The following is a 16,846-nucleotide window of genomic DNA, read 5'->3' on the forward strand; positions in this document are numbered from 1 at the left end:
CGCACGAGGGCATGCCGAAGGCCCCGCGCACGAGGGGCTACGGGGTCGTCGGGACGTACGGGAGGGGCGGGGGTCCGGCCACCGCCGCGGCCGGACCTCCTCGTCACGGCGCCTCGGGCGCCGTCGACGGCGTCACGGGCGGGTGATGACGAACTGGGATCCGGGCTCGACCAGGATGTCGCCCTGGGCCGAGTCGGTGATCGTCACGTTCGACAGGGTGGCGCTGCCTCGGGCGCCGCTCATCGCGAGGATGCCGGAGCCGTTGTTCGACTTGTCGATGCGGACGTTGGTGATCTTCACGTTCGGCACCTCGCCGCCGCCGGTCTTGAACTGGATGCCGTCGTAGGTGGAGTCGACGATGTCCGTGTCCTTGACGGTGACGCCGGGGATGGGCTGGCCCTGCGCGAACAGGGTGATGGCGCCGAACTCCTGGTCCTCGTTCCAGAACGCGCCGCCCGTGCGGTACAGGGCGTTGTTGGAGATGAGGGTCTGCCCGGAGAAGGGCAGCGGGTCGTGGTCGGTCGCCAGCATGATGCCGGGGTAGTTCATGGTGTCGGAGATGATGTTGTTCTCGATGGTGTTGCCGAACCCGCCGTAGACCGCGATGCCGTTGGCCCGCCAGGGCAGCTGGATCGTGTTGTTGCGGAAGTGGTTGTTCGAGCCGATGTCCACCGAGGTGTCCTTGACGTACTTGCTGGCCCAGACGGCCAGCGCGTCGTCGCCGTTGTTGCGGAAGGACGAGTTGAAGACGGTGGAGTTGCGGGTGCCGTTGGCGAAGTTGATGCCGTCGGCGTAGGTGTTGCGAATGCGCATCCCCGAGAACTCGACGCCGTCGCCCGGTCCCCACAGCTCGGGGATGTTGGTGTAGTCGCGGCCGGCCCAGACGCCGACGTTGGCGTGCTCGATCCAGACGTTGTTTATCTTCGTGTTCTTGCCGAAGCGCCCGTTGAGGCCGACGCCGCCCTCCTCGTCGGCGTTGTTGCCGCGGATGGTGCCGGAGCCGAAGATCGCGATGTCGGAGATCTGCGTGTTGTGGTCGATGTCGAAGCCGAAGTTGCCCTCGTGCGGGTGGTTGATGCCGCCCGCCTGGTGCGGCGGGGTGAGGGTGTAGAGCTGCGAGTGCCACATGCCGGCGCCCCGGATGGTCACGTCGCGGATGCCGACGGTGTTGTAGTTGCCCCGGTTCAGCGGGTCGTCGGTCAGGATCTTCTGCTCCTGGCGCCACTGGCCCGCCGGGATCCACACGCAGGGGATCTCGCCGTTCTGGTCGGCGGTCACGGCGCGCTGGATCGCGTCGGTGTCGTCGAGGCCGTCGTTGGGCACCGCGCCGTAGTTCGTGATCGAGACGCAGCCGGCCGGCTGGGCGGCCGGGGGCGCGACCTGCTCCAGGTCGATGAGGTCGATGATGTAGAAGGAGGCGGTGTCGCCCGCGTCCCGCTGGAGCCGGAACTTGGTGCCGGCCGGGTAGGACCGGGCCAGCAGGGCGTTGGACTCGTCGAACAGGCGGCGGGCGTCGGCGCCCGGGGTGTTGCTGAGCCCCTCCGGATCGTCGGTGGTGCCGTAGAGCCAGCTGTGCTTGGAGGAGAGCGTCAGCTTCCGCACGAACTGCCCGTCGGCGTACAGGCTGAGCGTGGCCTCCCGTCCGCCGCCGCCGGGGGCGTCGGGGATCGAGTTGCGCACGACGAGGGAGTTGGCCGCGTTGGTGGAGGTGAACTCCACGTACTCGCCGGTGGAGTTCAGCCGGACCGACTTGCGGCCGGAGGACTCGGTGGCGAAGTTGGTGTGGCCGAAGGTCCGCGTGGCATCGGCGGTGAGCAGGGTCCCCTGGTAGCGGGCGTCCTCCGCCTCGTACTCCGTGTAGGGGACGGCGGCGCCGCGGCCGACGACCAGGGAGCGGCCGAAGACGTTGTTGTTCTCGTTGGTCTCGGCCACGATCGCGGTGGCGTCGGCCGTCGCGGTGAGGGTGACTCCGCCGCTCGCGGCGGTCCAGGTGCCGGAGAGCGGTACGGCGACCGACTGTCCGGCGGCGATCGCCGGGGTGGTCCCGTTGAGGGTGGTGGTGCCGGCCGCGAGGCGGGTGACGGTGCCGGCGGGGACGCCGGCGGTGCCCCGGTTCTGGACCGTGGCCGTGAAGGAGACCTGCGCGCCGACCGCCGGGGAGGACGGGTTCGGGGTGATCGCGGTGACCGTGAGGTCGGGGCCGGGCGCCTGGCCGACGACCAGCTTGGTGGAACCGGTCCTGCTGTTGTTGGTGTCGTCCTGCTCCACGACGGTGTTCGCCGGGTCGACGACGGCGGACACGGTGTAGCTGCCCATCGCCTTCCTGCCGACGGGGATCCTGACGGTCGTGGAGGCGCCGGCGGCGAGCGCGCCGACCTGCGCGCCGCCCGCCACGGCGCCTTCGAGGCTGACGTCGACGGAGGTGGCCGGCGAGGCGGCGGTCCCGGCGTTGCGGACGGTGGCGCTGACCTCGACGGGGTCCGTCTCCGAGGGGGAGGAGGGGGTCCACGCGAGGTCGGTGACGGTGAGGTCCGGGTTCGGGGCGGCGGCGCCCACCACCTCGAACTCGGCGACCTGGGCGCCGGGAGCGCCGTTGTTGGCGAAGAACTTGAGCTGCACGTCGGCGTAGCGGCCGGTCACCGGGACGGTGACCGTGTTGGCGCCCGAGGACGGGCTGAACCGGTAATCGGCGCGGGCCTTGAGCGTCGTGAAGCCGGACGCCGACTGCTCGCGTCCGAGCACCTCGACGGCCTGGGTGCGCGGCCCCCACGCCTGGTCGGGGTTGAGCTTGATCCGGACCGCTTCGACGTCGGCGTCGGCGCCGAGCTTCGCGGTCAGGGTCGCGGGGAGGCCGGCCGACTCCCAGTAGGTGCCGGTGTTCCCGTCGTTGGCGTGGGCGGCCACGTACGACTGGGTGACCGAGGAGGCCTCGATCGGTTTGCCACGTGCCAGGTCGGTGCCGGTCGGCGGCGGGTCGACCGGGCCGCCGCCGGCCTCGCCGAAGACCTCCAGCTCGGACAACTGGGCCGCGTTCCATCCGGTGTTGGCGGCCACCTGGACGCGGATGTAGCGGGCCGTGGTCGCGGTGACGGGGATGCTGACCGTGTTGGCGGCGGCCGGGTCGAAGGTGCGCGCCCCGGATCCGGAGAGCGCGGCGAAGGAGGACCCGTTCGTGCTGCCGAGGACGCTCAGCGTCTGGACGCGGGAGCCCCAGGAGGTCGGCAGCTTCAGTGCGACCCGGTCGACCTGGGCACTGGCCCCCAGGTCGACCTGCACCCACTGGGGGAACGACCCGTTGGGGCCCTCCCAGTAGGACGCCTGGCTCCCGTCGGTCACGTGGGCGGCGACGTAGCCTCCGTTCGTGCCGCCCGCGGTCGCGGGCCTGCCCAGGGCGAGGTTGGGGCCCTCGGCGGCGTGGGCGGGGGCGGGCAGCATCCCCACGCCCATCAGGCCCGCCATCACCGAGCCGACGATCACTCGCCGCCCGTGGTTTCTCGATCGCATGAAGTCCTCTTGATTCCTCGCCCGGACGGCCGGCCGCGACTCGCCCCGCCGACGGCGTGAACAGCGCCGGGGAAGGAGGACGGGCCTGGGGACGTATACACCGGGCAAACGTCGACAGGGTCCTCGCACAGCACCTTTCGCGCCCAAAGAGGGAACATCCAAGTGCAAGCAAGGCTTTTTGAGCTGTTCAGTCAATCTTTTGCGATGACCAGGTGACAGGTTTCCGCCAGGTCACCGCTTTGTCAACGGGGCCGACACAACCGGCCGTTGGGAGGGCTCGGCGACGGGGAGGTCGTCGGAGTGGCTCCCGGGCGCGTGGGCACGCGAAACCGGGGCGCGGGCACGCCGGACCGGCGCAGGACACGCCGAACCAGTACGCGGGCGCGCGAAACCGGTGCGCGGGCGCCGCATCGGTGCGCGGGCGCGCCGAAAAGGGCCAGACCATCAGGTCTGGCCCTCGGGTGGGCGTGGGCGCGGAGGGGCTCCGGCGGACTCGGATCAGGCGCTGGACGGCGGCGCGGTCGAGCCCCGCACCACGAGCTCCGGCTCGAAGAGCAGCTCGCCGGGGTGGGTCTGCGATCCCTGGATCTGGGCGCACAGCAGGTCCACGGCCGCCCGCCCCATCGCCTCGATCGGCTGCCGGACCGTCGACAGCGGCGGCTCGGTGCAGTTCATGAACGCCGAGTCGTCGAACCCGAGCACGGACACGTCCCCGGGAACGGCGAGCCCGCGCCGGCGGGCGGCCCGGATGGCACCCAGGGCCAGCGGGTCGCTCGCGCAGATGACTCCGGTCACGCCCCGGTCCCAGAGCCGGCCCGCGGCCGCCTGTCCCCCTTCGAGCGAGAACATCGAGCGTTCCACTGCCTCCTCCGACAGCTCCGTTCCCGCCGCGGCGGCCGCCGCCCGCGCCGCGGTCAGCTTCCGGCGCGAGGGGATGTGGTCCTCGGGGCCGAGGACCAGGCCGATGCGCTCGTGCCCCAGGGAGGAGAGGTGGCGCCACGCCTGCTCGACCGCGGCGATGTCGTCGCAGGAGACGCAGGGGAAGTCGAGCTCCTCTATGGGGGCGTTGACGAGCACGACGGGAATGTTGCGCTCCGCCAGCTGCCGGTAGTGCTCGTGCGGCGCGTCCGCCTGCGCGAAGAGGCCTCCGGCGAAGATCACTCCGGACACCTGCTGCTGCAGGAGCAGGTCGACGTAGTCGGCCTCCGAGACGCCGCCCTTGGTCTGCGTGCAGAGCACGGGCGTGAGCCCCTGCTGCGCCAGGGAACCGCCGATGACCTCGGCGAACGCCGGGAAGATGGGGTTCTGAAGCTCGGGCAGGACCAGACCCACCAGCCTGGCCCGCTCCCCGCGCAACTGCGTGGGACGCTCGTAGCCGAGGACGTCCAGCGCGCTGAGCACGGACTGGCGGGTGGCCTCCGAGACGCCCGGCTTGCCGTTGAGAACTCGGCTGACCGTGGCCTCGCTGACTCCCACTTTTTTCGCTACCAGAGCAAGTCGTCGCGTCACGAACGCAACTCTAGCGCAAAGAGAGTCAGGAAGTTACACATTTCTTGCCACGCTTGCAGCGTGACAGGCTCTCCGCCCCGACGCCCGACCCCCGGGAAGGCCCGTGCTCCCGCCTCCGCCGGGGCGCCGGGGCCCGGGGTTCGTTCACGGCGGGAACGGAGACGGAACGGAGCCACCGCCAACTTGACGGCGCAGGTCAAAGGGCTGGTGTGACCGGTCCCCGGGATACTCGTGCTGGCCATGGGCGGGAGTCCGCGGGGAAGATCATCGGTCGGCAGTCGACTTCGAGGTTCGTCAGCACGAGCAGGGTGTGCAGGAGGTGGGCGGCAGGGGCTGGGGCGGTGCGGAGTCGGTGTTGGGTTCAGGCAGGTGGTCGGAAGCCGATCTGCCAGTGCCACATGCCACCCCGGCAGCTCAGGACCGTGCCGCCGTCCCTCACATACAGGACGTCCTCGTTTTGATCCCAGGCCATGCGCAGCAGCTCGTCCTGGGGATCTCCTTGCAACATCCGCTTCCACAGCGGGCCCGTCGAGGCCCCGAGGGTCTCCATGCCGAGGGACCGCACGCCCTCAAGGCTCAGGAGCACAGGCCCGATCCGCCGGTACGGCATCACTTCGGACTCCACGTACGCATCGGAGAAAGCCAGCTCGATGTGCAGGGATCCGTCCGACGGCAGCACCGACGTGCGGTACCCCTCCGACTCGACATCCATCTCCCCTGTGCCGGGGATCTCCCAGCCGGTGATCTCCCGGAGGAACGGCTCGGACTCCGCCCCCAGAACCGGGATGCAGCCTTCCCACATGGCCAACCTTTCATTGCGGCAGATCGGGGACGCAGGAGCGGATCAGCGGCATCCAGGCACGCTCTCTGCGCGGAATGATCCCATCGACCGCCTTCCGACTCAGGTGCCGACCATGCCGGCGGACGATCTACTGCTCAGACAGTCGGCCGTGAGCAGTGCGAGTACTTCGACAGTCGATCACACCAGCCCTTTGACGTGCGACTTCAAGTGGACGGAGGCTCACGGCTCCGGGCGCCCGCCCGGCGCTCGGCGTCACCGCCGACGGTTACCGCGCCGACGCGCCAGAGCGCCCGCCCGTCCGAAGGGCGCGCCCGGCGCACCACGTATCCCGTCCCGGTCTCCCCTCACCATGCCGTCGTACCGCCCACCGCACGGCCGGGCCGGCGGCGCTCCTGCGGCAGGACGGAGCACGCACGCGCCGGGACTCGCCCCGGGGCCGTCCGAGGAGGCTCGACCGGACCCGGCGTTCCGGGTCGTCCTTGTTGGTGTCCACCGACCCCCGCAAGGACGACCCGTACGGTGGCCGTCCGGCCGATGCCCCGGCCCTTCGGCCCGCTCCGCCGCTTGGTCGTGGGCAGCTGCGCGGACCGCGTACGCGCGTGCCGGTCCCCGTCCCGGTCCGGTGGCTCACGTCTCCCGTCGTGCCGTCACCAGGCCCGTCTCGTAGGCGGCGATGACCGCCTGGGCCCGGTCGCGGACCCGTAGCTTGGCGAAGAGGGCGGTGATGTGGTTCTTCACGGTGGAGGCGCTCAGACCGAGCCGGTCGGCTATCTCCGCGTTGTCCGAGCCGTCGGCGATCAGCCGCCACACCTCCCGCTCCCGCGGCGTGAGCCCCTCGGCGCCGGAGGGTGCCGGGGACACCGCCCGGCGGTCCGGGGCCGTGACGTGCCTGGAGATGAGCCGGGTCAGGAGTCTCGGGGCGAGGATCGCCTCGCCGTCGCGGACCACGCGCAGGGCGGCGACGAGGTCCTCGGGCGAGATGTCCTTGGGCAGGAAGCCGCACGCCCCGGCCCTCAGGGCGCCCACGACGTGTTCGTCCATGTCGAAGGTGCTCAGGGCCAGGACCCGGCAGCCGGGCAGTTCGGAGGTGAGCCGCTCGGTGGCCGCGATGCCGTCCAGCACCGGCATCCGGATGTCCATGACGACCACGTCGGGCCGGTGCTCGTGGGCGAGGCGGACCGCCTCGGCGCCGTCCGCGGCCTCGGCCACGACCTGGAAACCCGGTTCGGGAGCGAGCATCAGGGCGAGGCCGCGTCGGACGAGCGGCTGGTCGTCGGCGATGAGGACCCTCACGGTCGCGCTCACGCGTACGCCTCCTGACGGTCGGTGGGCAGGGGCAGCCGGGCGCGGACGGCGAATCCCCCGCCCTCCGGCCCCGCCCGCAGGGTGCCGCCGTGGAGGGCGACGCGTTCGCGCATCCCCATGAGTCCGTGGCCCGAGCCGCGTGCGACGGGGCGGCCTGGACGGGGACCGTCGTCGGTGACGGCGACCCGTACCTCGTGGACGGCGAAGGTAAGCCGCACGTCGACGTGCGCGCCGTCGCCCGCGTGTCTGAGGGCGTTGGTGAGTGCCTCCTGGACGATGCGGAAGACGGTGAGGGCGACACCGGGCGGAAGCGACCGCGGGTCGCCGTCCGTGGTGAGGGTGGTGGGAAGGCCCGCGCGGCGGCTGTCCCCGACGATGCGGTCGAGGTCGCCGATGCCGGGCTGCGGCGCCGTCGCCTCGCCCTCGTCGTTCTCGTCGCCGGCCCGGAGCACGTCGAGGAGGTGGCGCATCTCGCGCAGGGCGGTGCGACCGGAGCCCTCCAGGGTGACGAGCGCCTCGCGGGCTGCCTCCGGCGCCCGGTCCAGGTTGGCCCGGGCACCTCCCGCGAGCAGCTGCATCGTGGTCAGGTGGTGGGCGACGATGTCGTGCAGTTCCCGGGCGATGCGGCGCCGTTCGTCGGAGACGGCCCGCTCGGCGAGCAGCCGCCGCCGGGCCTCGGCGTTGCGCTGCCAGCGGCCGACCACGACGGCGGCGCCGACCACGAACAGCGCGGACACGACGTTGGGGACGAACTCCATCAAGGAGGGCGCGGGCAGCCCCGGGCGGACGAACTGGAGCACCGCGACGCAGCCGGTGACGGCCGCCGCGCCGACCGCGGCGCTGTGGTGCCGCACGGCGGTGTAGAGGGCGACGACGGTGGCCGCCCCGTAGTGCTGGCCCACGGAGCTGAACCAGGTGAGCAACAGGTTCCCCGCGAGCACGCACGCGAGGACGCACAGGGGCGCGCGGCGGCGTGCCAGGAGGAACAGCGAGGCGGCGACCACGATCAGACACCCGGACGCCGGCACGTGGCCCCGGTCCATCTGGCTGGTGACGGTGAAGCCCACGAGGTCGACGGCCACGGCGCCGATGGCGACGAGTCCGTCGTGCCGACTCCACAGCCCCGGATTTCCCCGTCGGCTCCCCTTCCCTGCCCCGTCGGAGATCGTCCCGGTCATGTCGTCCGGAAGCCCGGCGCCGGACGCGCTCGCCCGGTCCCGCGCCCGATCGGGGCACGTTGCGTCCGTGCGCCGCCCCATCCCCGCCTCCCCCTGCACGTCCGTGCTCTCCCCGGGGCCGCCGCAGCGGCCCGATGACCTGCGGTTCGTACGCCCAGTGTCCCATGGTGCCGGTGCGCCGGGGCCGTGGCGTCGGAGCCGGGAGGGAGCCGTGGCCGGGAGCAGGCTCCCAGTGGCCGGGCGGTGCGGGCCCGTGCTCCCAGCGGTTTTCTCGTCCCCGGCTCCGAGGCGCGGGCCGCGCGCCGCTGATGTGCTGGACACGTGCCGGAACGACCCGGCACGGGGCGCCGCACCGAGCGTTCACGGTCCCGCGACCCCTCGCCCGTACCCCTCCCGGAGGACTTCCGTGATTCGTGCCCTGACCGGTTTCTCGACCCGCAGACCATGGCGGGTCATCGTCGTGTGGGCGGTGGTCGGCGTCTTCTTGACGCTCATGGGCCAGGCTCTCGTCTTCCGCGTGACGCACACGGACAGCGCCGGTTTCCTGCCTCCGGAGTACGACGCGGCCGCGGCGCTGCGGATCGCCCGGGAGGAGTTCGGCGCGGAGCCCGACGCCGACGCGGTGACGGTGCTGGTGGCGCGGCGCGACGGCAGGCCGCTGGAGGACGCGGACAGGAAGCGCGTGGAGGGCGTGGCGCGTGAACTGAGCGCCACGCGCGTGGAGATGCCGTGGACGGACGAACAGATACGGGGGATCTCCGAGGACTACTCCCAGGTCCCCCGCGTGGCACTGGTGACGACCGCCCCGGACGGGTCGTTCGCGCTGCTCGGCGTACGGCTGCGGGGCAACTCCACCGATCCCGGCATGCACTCCGTGTACCGGGTCCTCCACGACCGGGCCGAGCAGGAGTTCGGCGAGGCCGGGCTGCGCACCGGGTTCACCGGCGGCCTGGCGGACGTGGTGGACCGCGCGGACGCGGAGAGGACCACGCAGACGGTGGTCGGGCTCGTGATGGTCGTACTGATCGTGCTGATCAACGTGCTGGTGTTCCGCAGCGTCCTGGCCGCGTTCGTCCCCCTGTTCGCGGTGTCCGTGGTGGGCGGCGCCGCCACCGGCACGGTCGTGGGAGCCGCCCTCCTGACCGGTCTCGAACTGGACCCGGGCACCCCGAGCATGATCGGCACCGTGCTGATCGGCATTGGCGTGGACTACTTCCTCTTCCTGCTGTTCCGCTTCCGGGAGGAGCTGCGACGGCGCCCGGAGGAACACCACCGTCCGGTGGCCGCGGACGTGGCCGCACGGGTGGGCACGGCGGTGACCTCGGCGGCGCTGACGATCGTGGCGGCCTTCGCGACGCTCGGCGTGGCGACGTTCGGGCAGTTCCGGGTGCTCGGCCCCTCGGTGGCGGTGTCCGTACTGGTGATGCTGGTGGCGAGCCTGACCCTGATGCCGGCGCTGCTGGCGGTGGCCGGCCGGAGGATGTTCTGGCCCTCGCGGACCCTCTCGAAGACCGGCCGGACCGGTCCGGCCTCCCGTACCGGGGAGCTGGTGGCGCGCCGTCCGCTCCTGGTCCTCGTGGCGTCGGTCGCCCTCCTCGGCGCGCTCGCGGTCGGCATGGCGGGCGTCCGCATGGACTTCGGCACCGGCGGCACCCCGCACGGCACGGCGGCCGCCGCGACGGCGCGGGAGATCGCCGACGCCCTGCCGGCGGGGGTGTCCGACCCGACGACGGTGTACGTCACCGCCGACGACGGACGGCCCCTGGACCTCGCCGGGCTGGACTTCCTGCGTCGGGCCCTGTCCGGGGTGCCAGGGGTGGGCGAGGTGGCCGCTCCCGTGCTCGACACCGACCGCAACGCCGCCCGGCTGGACGCCTATCTGACGGAGGACGCCCGCTCCCAGCGGGCCAGGGACCTCGTGGCCGGACCCGTGCGCCAGGCCGTGCGGGAAGCGACACCGGCCGGTACCACCGCACACGTGGGCGGCACCGCGGCCGTGTTCGCCGATGTGGCGACCGCGGTCGACCGGGACCTCCGGACGGTGTTCCCGGTGGCCGCGGCACTGATCGCGCTGATCCTGGTGGTGCTGCTGCGCAGCCTGGCGGCCCCGGTGGTGCTGATGCTCTCGGTCGGGCTGTGCTTCGCGGCGACGTTCGGCGCCTCCGCCCTGGTCTTCCAGCACGCCGGCGGCGAGCCGGGGGTGAACTTCGTCCTGCCGTTGGTGCTGTTCCTGTTCGTCGTGGCACTGGGCACCGACTACAACATCCTCGTCAGCGACCGTCTGCGTGAGGAGATGGCCCACGGGGGCCCGGCCCGTGCCGCCGTGGCCCGTGCGGTACGGCACACGGCGCCGGCCGTCGCCACGGCCGGTGTGGTCCTCGCGGCCTCCTTCGGCAGCCTCGCGGTGAACGCGGACGCCTCCACCCGCCAGCTGGGCTTCGCCACGGCGCTGGGCATCCTCCTGTCCTCCTTCGTCCTATCGCTCCTGCTCGTCCCGGCGGCCGCGGCGCTGCTGGGCCGGGCGATGTGGTGGCCGGTGCGCGGGGCGCGAAGCCGGAACGACGCGACCCGGCCCGCGGACGGGCAGGACGCCGGGCCGCTCGCTCCGTACGCCGGGGAAGGGCCCTCGCGGTCGCGACCGCTTCCGGACTATCCGAGGAAGCTCAACCGGACCTGACGGTCCGCGTTGTCGACGTTCGTGTCCACCAGACACACCGACTGCCACGTCCCGAGGGCCAGTTCGCCGCCGATCACGGGGAGGGTCGCGTGGGGCGGGACGAGGGCCGGGAGGACGTGGTCGCGGCCGTGGCCCCGGCTTCCGTGGCGGTGTCGCCAGCGTTCGTCGGCGGGGAGGAGGCGGTGGAGGGCCGACAGGAGGTCGTCGTCGCTGCCCGCGCCCGTCTCGATCAGGGCGATGCCCGTGGTCGCGTGGGGCGCGAAGACGTTGAGGAGTCCGTCCCGGCCCTGCGCCACCTCCGCCAGGAAGGACGCGCACTCCCGGGTCAGGTCGTGGACCGTCTCCGACGATCCGGTGGTGACGTCAAGGGTGCGGGTTTCGAATCCGTGGCTCATGGCTCCATGGTGGCCGACCCCGCGGTCCTCTCAAACTGTCCACGCGGGCGGCCGGCCCGCCGGGCAGGGGGACGCGGCGGCGGGCCGGCCTGCGCGGGCGTAACGGGGCCGTGCTCCACCCGGGCCAGGATGCGCGCGGGGTCGGGCCGGCGGGCGAGGTCGGCGACGACGCCCCGCGCGCGGGCGGCGGGGCGGTCCGCGGCGCGACGGGCTGTCCGGGCGGGTCGGGGCGCACCCGTGCCCCTGGTCCGGGGCGGCGGCGCGGGTGGGGGCGCGGCATGGGGCGGTTCTCCTCGCGGCTCGGAGAGGGCGGGAACGGCGCGGGGGGAGGGAACGGGGTGCAGGGGAAGCGCCGGTGTCGAGGGGAGGGGCCGGTGGGGAGGGCTTCGCGGGGAGGGCGGGGGTGCGCTTGAAGACAAGTCCTGAACCAGTGGGAGCGCTCCCACTGTGCAGTCGGGACGCAACGGCGTCAAGCCGTGCGAAGAGTCGAACGCGGACGGCGGGGAATTTGCCCCGCCCCTCTTCTCCTCGGCCGCCGTTGGCGCTACGGTCTGCCGGACCCAGTGGGAGCGATTCCGTCCGGTCGGCACATCCTCGTGGTGTGCCCTCGCTGTGAGGACTCGCTCATGCGACACCTTGCGCATCCCGCACGCTCCGTACGCCCCGCACGTTCCGCGCACTTCCCGTACGGCTCACGCCTCTTACGTCCGTCCGCGCTGCTCGCGGGAGCCGCGCTCACGACGGCGAGCACCGCTCTCGCCCTCATGGGTACGGCCTCCGGAGCCGCGGCCGCGTCCGCCTGCACGGTGGAGTACGCGGTCGTCGGCCAGTGGGCCGGCGGCTACCAGGGCTCCGTCACCGTCACCAACAACGGCGCCGCGCTGAACGGGTGGAGCCTCGGCTTCTCCTTCCCGGCCGGCCAGGTCGTCGGCCAGGGCTGGGGCGGCAAGTGGTCCCAGTCCGGCGCCGACGTCACCGTGGTGAACGAGAGCTGGAACGGCTCGCTCGCCACGGGGGCGAAGGTCACGGGCGGCTTCGTCGCCTCCTGGTCGGGGACCAACACCGCCCCCACCGCGTTCACCCTCGACGGCGTCCCCTGCGACACGGGCACTCCCCCGGGCCCCACCCCGACCCCCACACCCACTCCCACACCCACCGGACCGACCTCCCCGCCCCCCACCCCCGCCCCCGGCGCCCCCGAACTCGGCGTCTTCGGCAACAAGTTCGTCGACCAGAACGGCGCCGTCCGCCGGCTCCTCGGCGTCAACCGCTCCGGCGGCGAGTTCATGTGCGTCCAGGGCCACGGCTTCTTCGACGGTCCCGTCGACGACGCCTCGATCAGGGCCATCGCCGACTGGAAGGCCAACACGGTCCGCATCCCCCTCAACGAGGAGTGCTGGCTCGGCCTCGACAACATCAAGCCCGAGTACCGGGGCACGCACTACGTCGCCGCCGTCGAGGAGCTGGTGGGCCGGGTCCTCGCCCACGGCATGACCCCGGTCGTCGAACTGCACTGGACCCACGGCCGGTACACAGGCAACTCGGCGGGCTGCTCCGACGTGCACGCCTCCTGCCAGAAGCCGATGCCCGGCGCGCGGTACACCCCGGCGTTCTGGACCTCGGTCGCGAACACCTTCAAGCACGACCGGCGGATCGTCTTCGACCTGTTCAACGAGCCCTATCCCGACCGGGCGACCCCCACCGCGGCGCAGGCCTGGTCCTGCTGGCGCGACGGCGGCACCTGCCCCGGCATCGGCTACGAGGTCGCCGGCATGCAGGACCTGGTGGACGCCGTCCGCGCCACGGGGGCGAAGAACCTCGTCCTCGTGCCGGGCATCGCGTACTCCAACGACCTGAGCCAGTGGCTCGCGCACGCTCCCACGGACCCGGCGGGCAATCTGGCCGCCGCCTGGCACGTCTACAACTTCAACTCCTGCTCCACCGAGACGTGCTGGAACGACACCCTCGCCCCCGTCGCCGCGCGAGTGCCCCTGCTCGCGGGCGAGATCGGTGAGAACACCTGCGGACACGCGTTCGTCGACCGCGTCATGAAGTGGTTCGACGACCGCGGCCTGTCGTACCTGGGCTGGACCTGGAACACCTGGGACTGCGGTTCCGGGCCCGCCCTGATCAGCGCGTACGACGGCACTCCCACCGCGTTCGGCATCGGGCTGCGCGACCACCTGCGCGCCCTCGCCCCCTGACGGCCCCTCCCTCCCGACCGCCGCTTCCCGGCGATCGCCTCTTCTCCTCGATCGCCCTCCCGGCGATCGAGGCCCCTCCCCCCGATCGCCCTCCCGGCGATCGTCCCTTCCCGTTCGAGAGGAATCCCCACCCGCATGAGCCGCACCCGTCGCACCAGCCGCACCGCCCTCCTGGCGGCGCTCGGCCTCATCACGGCCACCGGCGCCACCGCCACCGTCCTCGGCGCCGCCACCGCCGGCGCCGCCGCGCCCGGCTGCAAGGTCGACTACCGGATCACCAACCAGTGGAACACCGGCTTCGGCGCCGACGTGACCGTCACCAACACCGGCGACCCGGTGGCCTCCTGGACCGTCGAGTGGTCCTACGCCGGGAACCAGCAGGTCACCCAGGGCTGGAACGCCACGATCACCCAGTCCGGCACCGCCGTCACCGCCAAGAGCCTCTCCTACAACGGGGCGCTGGCCACCGGGGGCTCGGCCTCCTTCGGCTTCAACGGTTCCCACAGCGGTACGAACGCGGTACCGGCGACCTTCAAGCTCAACGGGGTCACCTGCAACACGACCACCACCCCGCCCACGGACCCGCCCACCACTCCCCCGACGACCCCGCCCACCACCCCGCCCGCCGGTTCCAGGGCCGACAACCCCTACGCCGGCGCCAAGGTGTACGTGAACCCCGAGTGGTCCGCGAAGGCCGCCGCCGAGCCGGGCGGGACCAAGGTGGCGAACCAGCCCACCGGCGTCTGGCTCGACCGGATCGCCGCCATCGACGGCTCCGCGACCTCCATGGGCCTGCGCGCCCACCTGGACGAGGCCCTGAAGCAGAAGGGCTCCGGCGAGCTGGTCGTCCAGCTGGTCGTCTACAACCTGCCCGGCCGCGACTGCGCGGCGCTCGCCTCCAACGGCGAGCTGGGCCCGACCGAGATCGGCCGCTACAAGACCCAGTACATCGACCCGATCGCCGCGATCCTCGCCGACCCGAAGTACGCGGGCCTGCGGATCGTCACCACCGTCGAGATCGACTCGCTGCCCAACCTGGTCACCAACGTCAGCGGACGGCCGACCGCCACCGCCAACTGCGACGTCATGAAGGCCAACGGCAACTACGTCACCGGCGTCGGCTACGCCCTGAACAAGCTGGGCTCGATCGCCAACGTCTACAACTACGTGGACGCCGGCCACCACGGCTGGCTGGGCTGGGACGACAACTTCGGCGCCTCCGCCGAGCTGTTCAAGCAGGCCGCCACCGCCGAGGGCTCCACGGTCGCGAACGTGCACGGCTTCATCGTCAACACCGCCAACTACAGCGCCCTGAAGGAGGACCACTTCGGGATCGGCGACAGCGTGAACGGCGTCTCCGTGCGCCAGTCGAAGTGGGTCGACTGGAACCGGTACACCGACGAGCTGTCGTACGCCCAGGCCATGCGCGCCAAGCTGGTCTCGCTCGGCTTCGACGCCGGCCTCGGCATGCTGATCGACACCTCCCGCAACGGCTGGGGCGGCACCGCCCGGCCCACCGCCCCGGGCGCGACGACGAACGTCGACACGTACGTGAACGGCGGGCGCTACGACCGGCGCATCCACCTCGGCAACTGGTGCAACCAGGCCGGCGCTGGGCTCGGCGAGCGGCCCCAGGCGGCGCCCGCCGCGGGCATCGACGCGTACGTCTGGATGAAGCCCCCGGGCGAGTCCGACGGCGCCAGCAAGGAGATCCCGAACGACGAGGGCAAGGGCTTCGACCGGATGTGCGACCCGACGTACACGGGCAACGCGCGCAACGGGAACAGCATGTCGGGCGCGCTGCCGGACGCCCCGGTCTCGGGCCGGTGGTTCTCGGCCCAGTTCCGGGAACTCCTGAAGAACGCCCACCCGGCACTGTGACGCCCGCGCCGCGACGCCCGCGCCGCGGCACCCGCGCCGTGACGCCCGCGCCGTAGCGCCCCGTACGGGGGCGGGACCCGCGGTCCGGAATCCACCGGGCCGCGGGTCCCGTCCGCTCAGGACGACGCGCGCACCACGAGCTCCGTCGGCAGCACGTGCCGGCAGGGCTCCGTCCGCTCCTCCACGATGCCCCGGACCAGCATCCGCGCCATCGTGCGGCCCATCTCCTCGATCGGCTGCCGCACGCTGGTCAGCGGCGGGTCCATCAGCCGTGCCACCGGCGAGTCGTCGACCCCGACGAGGGCCACGTCCTCGGGCACCCGGCGGCCCGCCTCCCGCAGGGCTCCGCGTGCCCCGGCCGCCATCACGTCGGAGGCGGCGAAGACCGCGTCCAGGTCCGGCCGGCGTTCGAGCAGCAGGCGCGTGGCCCGCCGGCCGCCCTCCTCGGTGAAGTCGCCCGCCGCGACCAGCTCCTCGTCGGGCGCGAGACCGGCCTCGGCGAGACCGGCCCGGTAGCCGCCGAGCCGGGCGCGCGCCACGTACATGTCGAGGGGCCCGGTGACGGTCGCGATCCGGCTCCGGCCGCGTCCCACCAGGTGGGCGACGGCCGCCCGCCCCGCCCCGATGTTGTCGGAGTCCACGTAGGGCACGGGTTCGGCCTCCGTGCGGCGCCCGTTCATGACGACCGGCAGGCCCAGCTCCCCGATCCGGTCGGGCAGCGGGTCGTCGCCGTGGACGGAGGCGAGCAGCACCCCGTCGACGCGCTGGGCCGCGAGGTACTGCTCGAAGCGCTGCCGCTCCTGCTCGCTGCGGACCAGGGTCAGCAGCAACTGCTTGTCGTGATCGGCCAGTTCGGCGCTGACGCCGCGGATGAGGTCGAGGAAGTAGGGCTCCGCGAAGAGTCGGGCCTCGGCCTCGGGGATGACGAGCGCGATCGCGTCGGTGCGACTGCCGGCCAGGGCGCGGGCGGCCTGGTTGGGCACGTAGCCGAGCTCCGCGACGGCCCTGGCGACGGCCGTCCTGGCCCGTTCGCTGACCCGGGGGGAGCCGTTGATGACCCGGGAGACCGTGCCCCGGCCGACCCCGGCCCTGGCCGCGACCTGCTCCAGGGTGGGTCTGCCGCTCTGCCGTCCGTTCACGACCCCACCGGCTCCCCTCGTAGACAGAAGTGCTGTTCAAGCGGCCCCCACACCGATGGGAGCGCTCCCACATTAGATCACCCGCACCCCTCCGCGCCATGAGGCGCACCCCGGAGATCGTTCGGGAAGTGACGGGAGTGTGGCGCGGGGAGGGCGCGAAACCCCCGGAAAACCTTCCGGTAACGAATCCGCGTTCATGTCTTGACACTCGCACCCGGCAGGCAGCAACCTTCCGGCAACGACGTGGGAGCG

General features: G+C 72.5%; 10 protein-coding genes. 3 read left to right on the forward strand and 7 right to left on the reverse strand.

The window, feature by feature from the left end; genetic code table 11:
* Window positions 1-132 precede the first annotated feature (132 nt).
* The 5 genes from ACIQKA_RS11390 to ACIQKA_RS11410 all read right to left on the reverse strand — a co-directional run bounded on the left by ACIQKA_RS11390 (window position 133) and on the right by ACIQKA_RS11410 (window position 8,202).
* Window positions 133-3,504, reverse strand: a complete 3,372-nt coding sequence (locus ACIQKA_RS11390) for a CARDB domain-containing protein (RefSeq protein WP_402540744.1) — start codon at window positions 3,502-3,504, stop codon at window positions 133-135.
* 498 nt (window positions 3,505-4,002) lie between these two features.
* A complete protein-coding gene (locus ACIQKA_RS11395) occupies window positions 4,003-5,013 on the reverse strand; it encodes a LacI family DNA-binding transcriptional regulator (protein WP_383153890.1) in 1,011 nt (336 codons plus the stop codon).
* A 361-nt stretch (window positions 5,014-5,374) separates the two neighbouring features.
* Entirely contained in the window at window positions 5,375-5,815 is a 441-nt protein-coding gene (locus ACIQKA_RS11400) for a hypothetical protein (protein WP_383153901.1), read from the reverse strand.
* Between the two features lie 627 nt (window positions 5,816-6,442).
* Entirely contained in the window at window positions 6,443-7,120 is a 678-nt protein-coding gene (locus ACIQKA_RS11405) for a response regulator (protein ID WP_383446916.1), read from the reverse strand.
* The gene (locus tag ACIQKA_RS11410) at window positions 7,117-8,202 is read right to left on the reverse strand and encodes a sensor histidine kinase (protein ID WP_402540745.1); all 1,086 of its coding nucleotides are present in this window, start codon (window positions 8,200-8,202) and stop codon (window positions 7,117-7,119) included. Before ACIQKA_RS11410 ends, ACIQKA_RS11405 begins: the two co-directional genes overlap by 4 nt.
* A gap of 502 nt (window positions 8,203-8,704) precedes the next feature.
* Here ACIQKA_RS11410 and ACIQKA_RS11415 point away from each other — a divergent pair.
* Window positions 8,705-10,975 (forward strand): MMPL family transporter, encoded by a 2,271-nt coding sequence (locus ACIQKA_RS11415; RefSeq protein WP_402540746.1) that lies wholly within the window; start codon window positions 8,705-8,707, stop codon window positions 10,973-10,975.
* On the opposite strand, the gene ACIQKA_RS11420 is transcribed toward ACIQKA_RS11415, so the two are convergent.
* Entirely contained in the window at window positions 10,948-11,370 is a 423-nt protein-coding gene (locus tag ACIQKA_RS11420) for a secondary thiamine-phosphate synthase enzyme YjbQ (protein WP_383153880.1), read from the reverse strand. The two genes, ACIQKA_RS11415 and ACIQKA_RS11420, sit on opposite strands and share 28 nt — an antisense overlap.
* A 764-nt stretch (window positions 11,371-12,134) precedes the next feature.
* Here ACIQKA_RS11420 and ACIQKA_RS11425 point away from each other — a divergent pair.
* Together ACIQKA_RS11425 and ACIQKA_RS11430 are read left to right on the forward strand one after the other, a co-directional pair.
* Window positions 12,135-13,574 (forward strand): cellulase family glycosylhydrolase, encoded by a 1,440-nt coding sequence (locus ACIQKA_RS11425; RefSeq protein WP_402540961.1) that lies wholly within the window; start codon window positions 12,135-12,137, stop codon window positions 13,572-13,574.
* A 135-nt stretch (window positions 13,575-13,709) separates the two neighbouring features.
* A complete protein-coding gene (locus ACIQKA_RS11430; protein WP_402540747.1) occupies window positions 13,710-15,455 on the forward strand; it encodes a glycoside hydrolase family 6 protein in 1,746 nt (581 codons plus the stop codon).
* Window positions 15,456-15,571: 116 nt separating this feature from the next.
* Here the strand turns inward: ACIQKA_RS11430 and ACIQKA_RS11435 are convergent, their stop codons facing one another.
* Window positions 15,572-16,594, reverse strand: coding sequence for a LacI family DNA-binding transcriptional regulator (locus tag ACIQKA_RS11435; protein WP_402540748.1), 1,023 nt, complete (start codon window positions 16,592-16,594; stop codon window positions 15,572-15,574).
* Between the last annotated feature and the right edge of the window lie 252 nt (window positions 16,595-16,846).

Source organism: Streptomyces sp. NPDC092045 (assembly GCF_044756005.1).
Classification (GTDB): Bacteria; Actinomycetota; Actinomycetes; order Streptomycetales; family Streptomycetaceae; genus Streptomyces.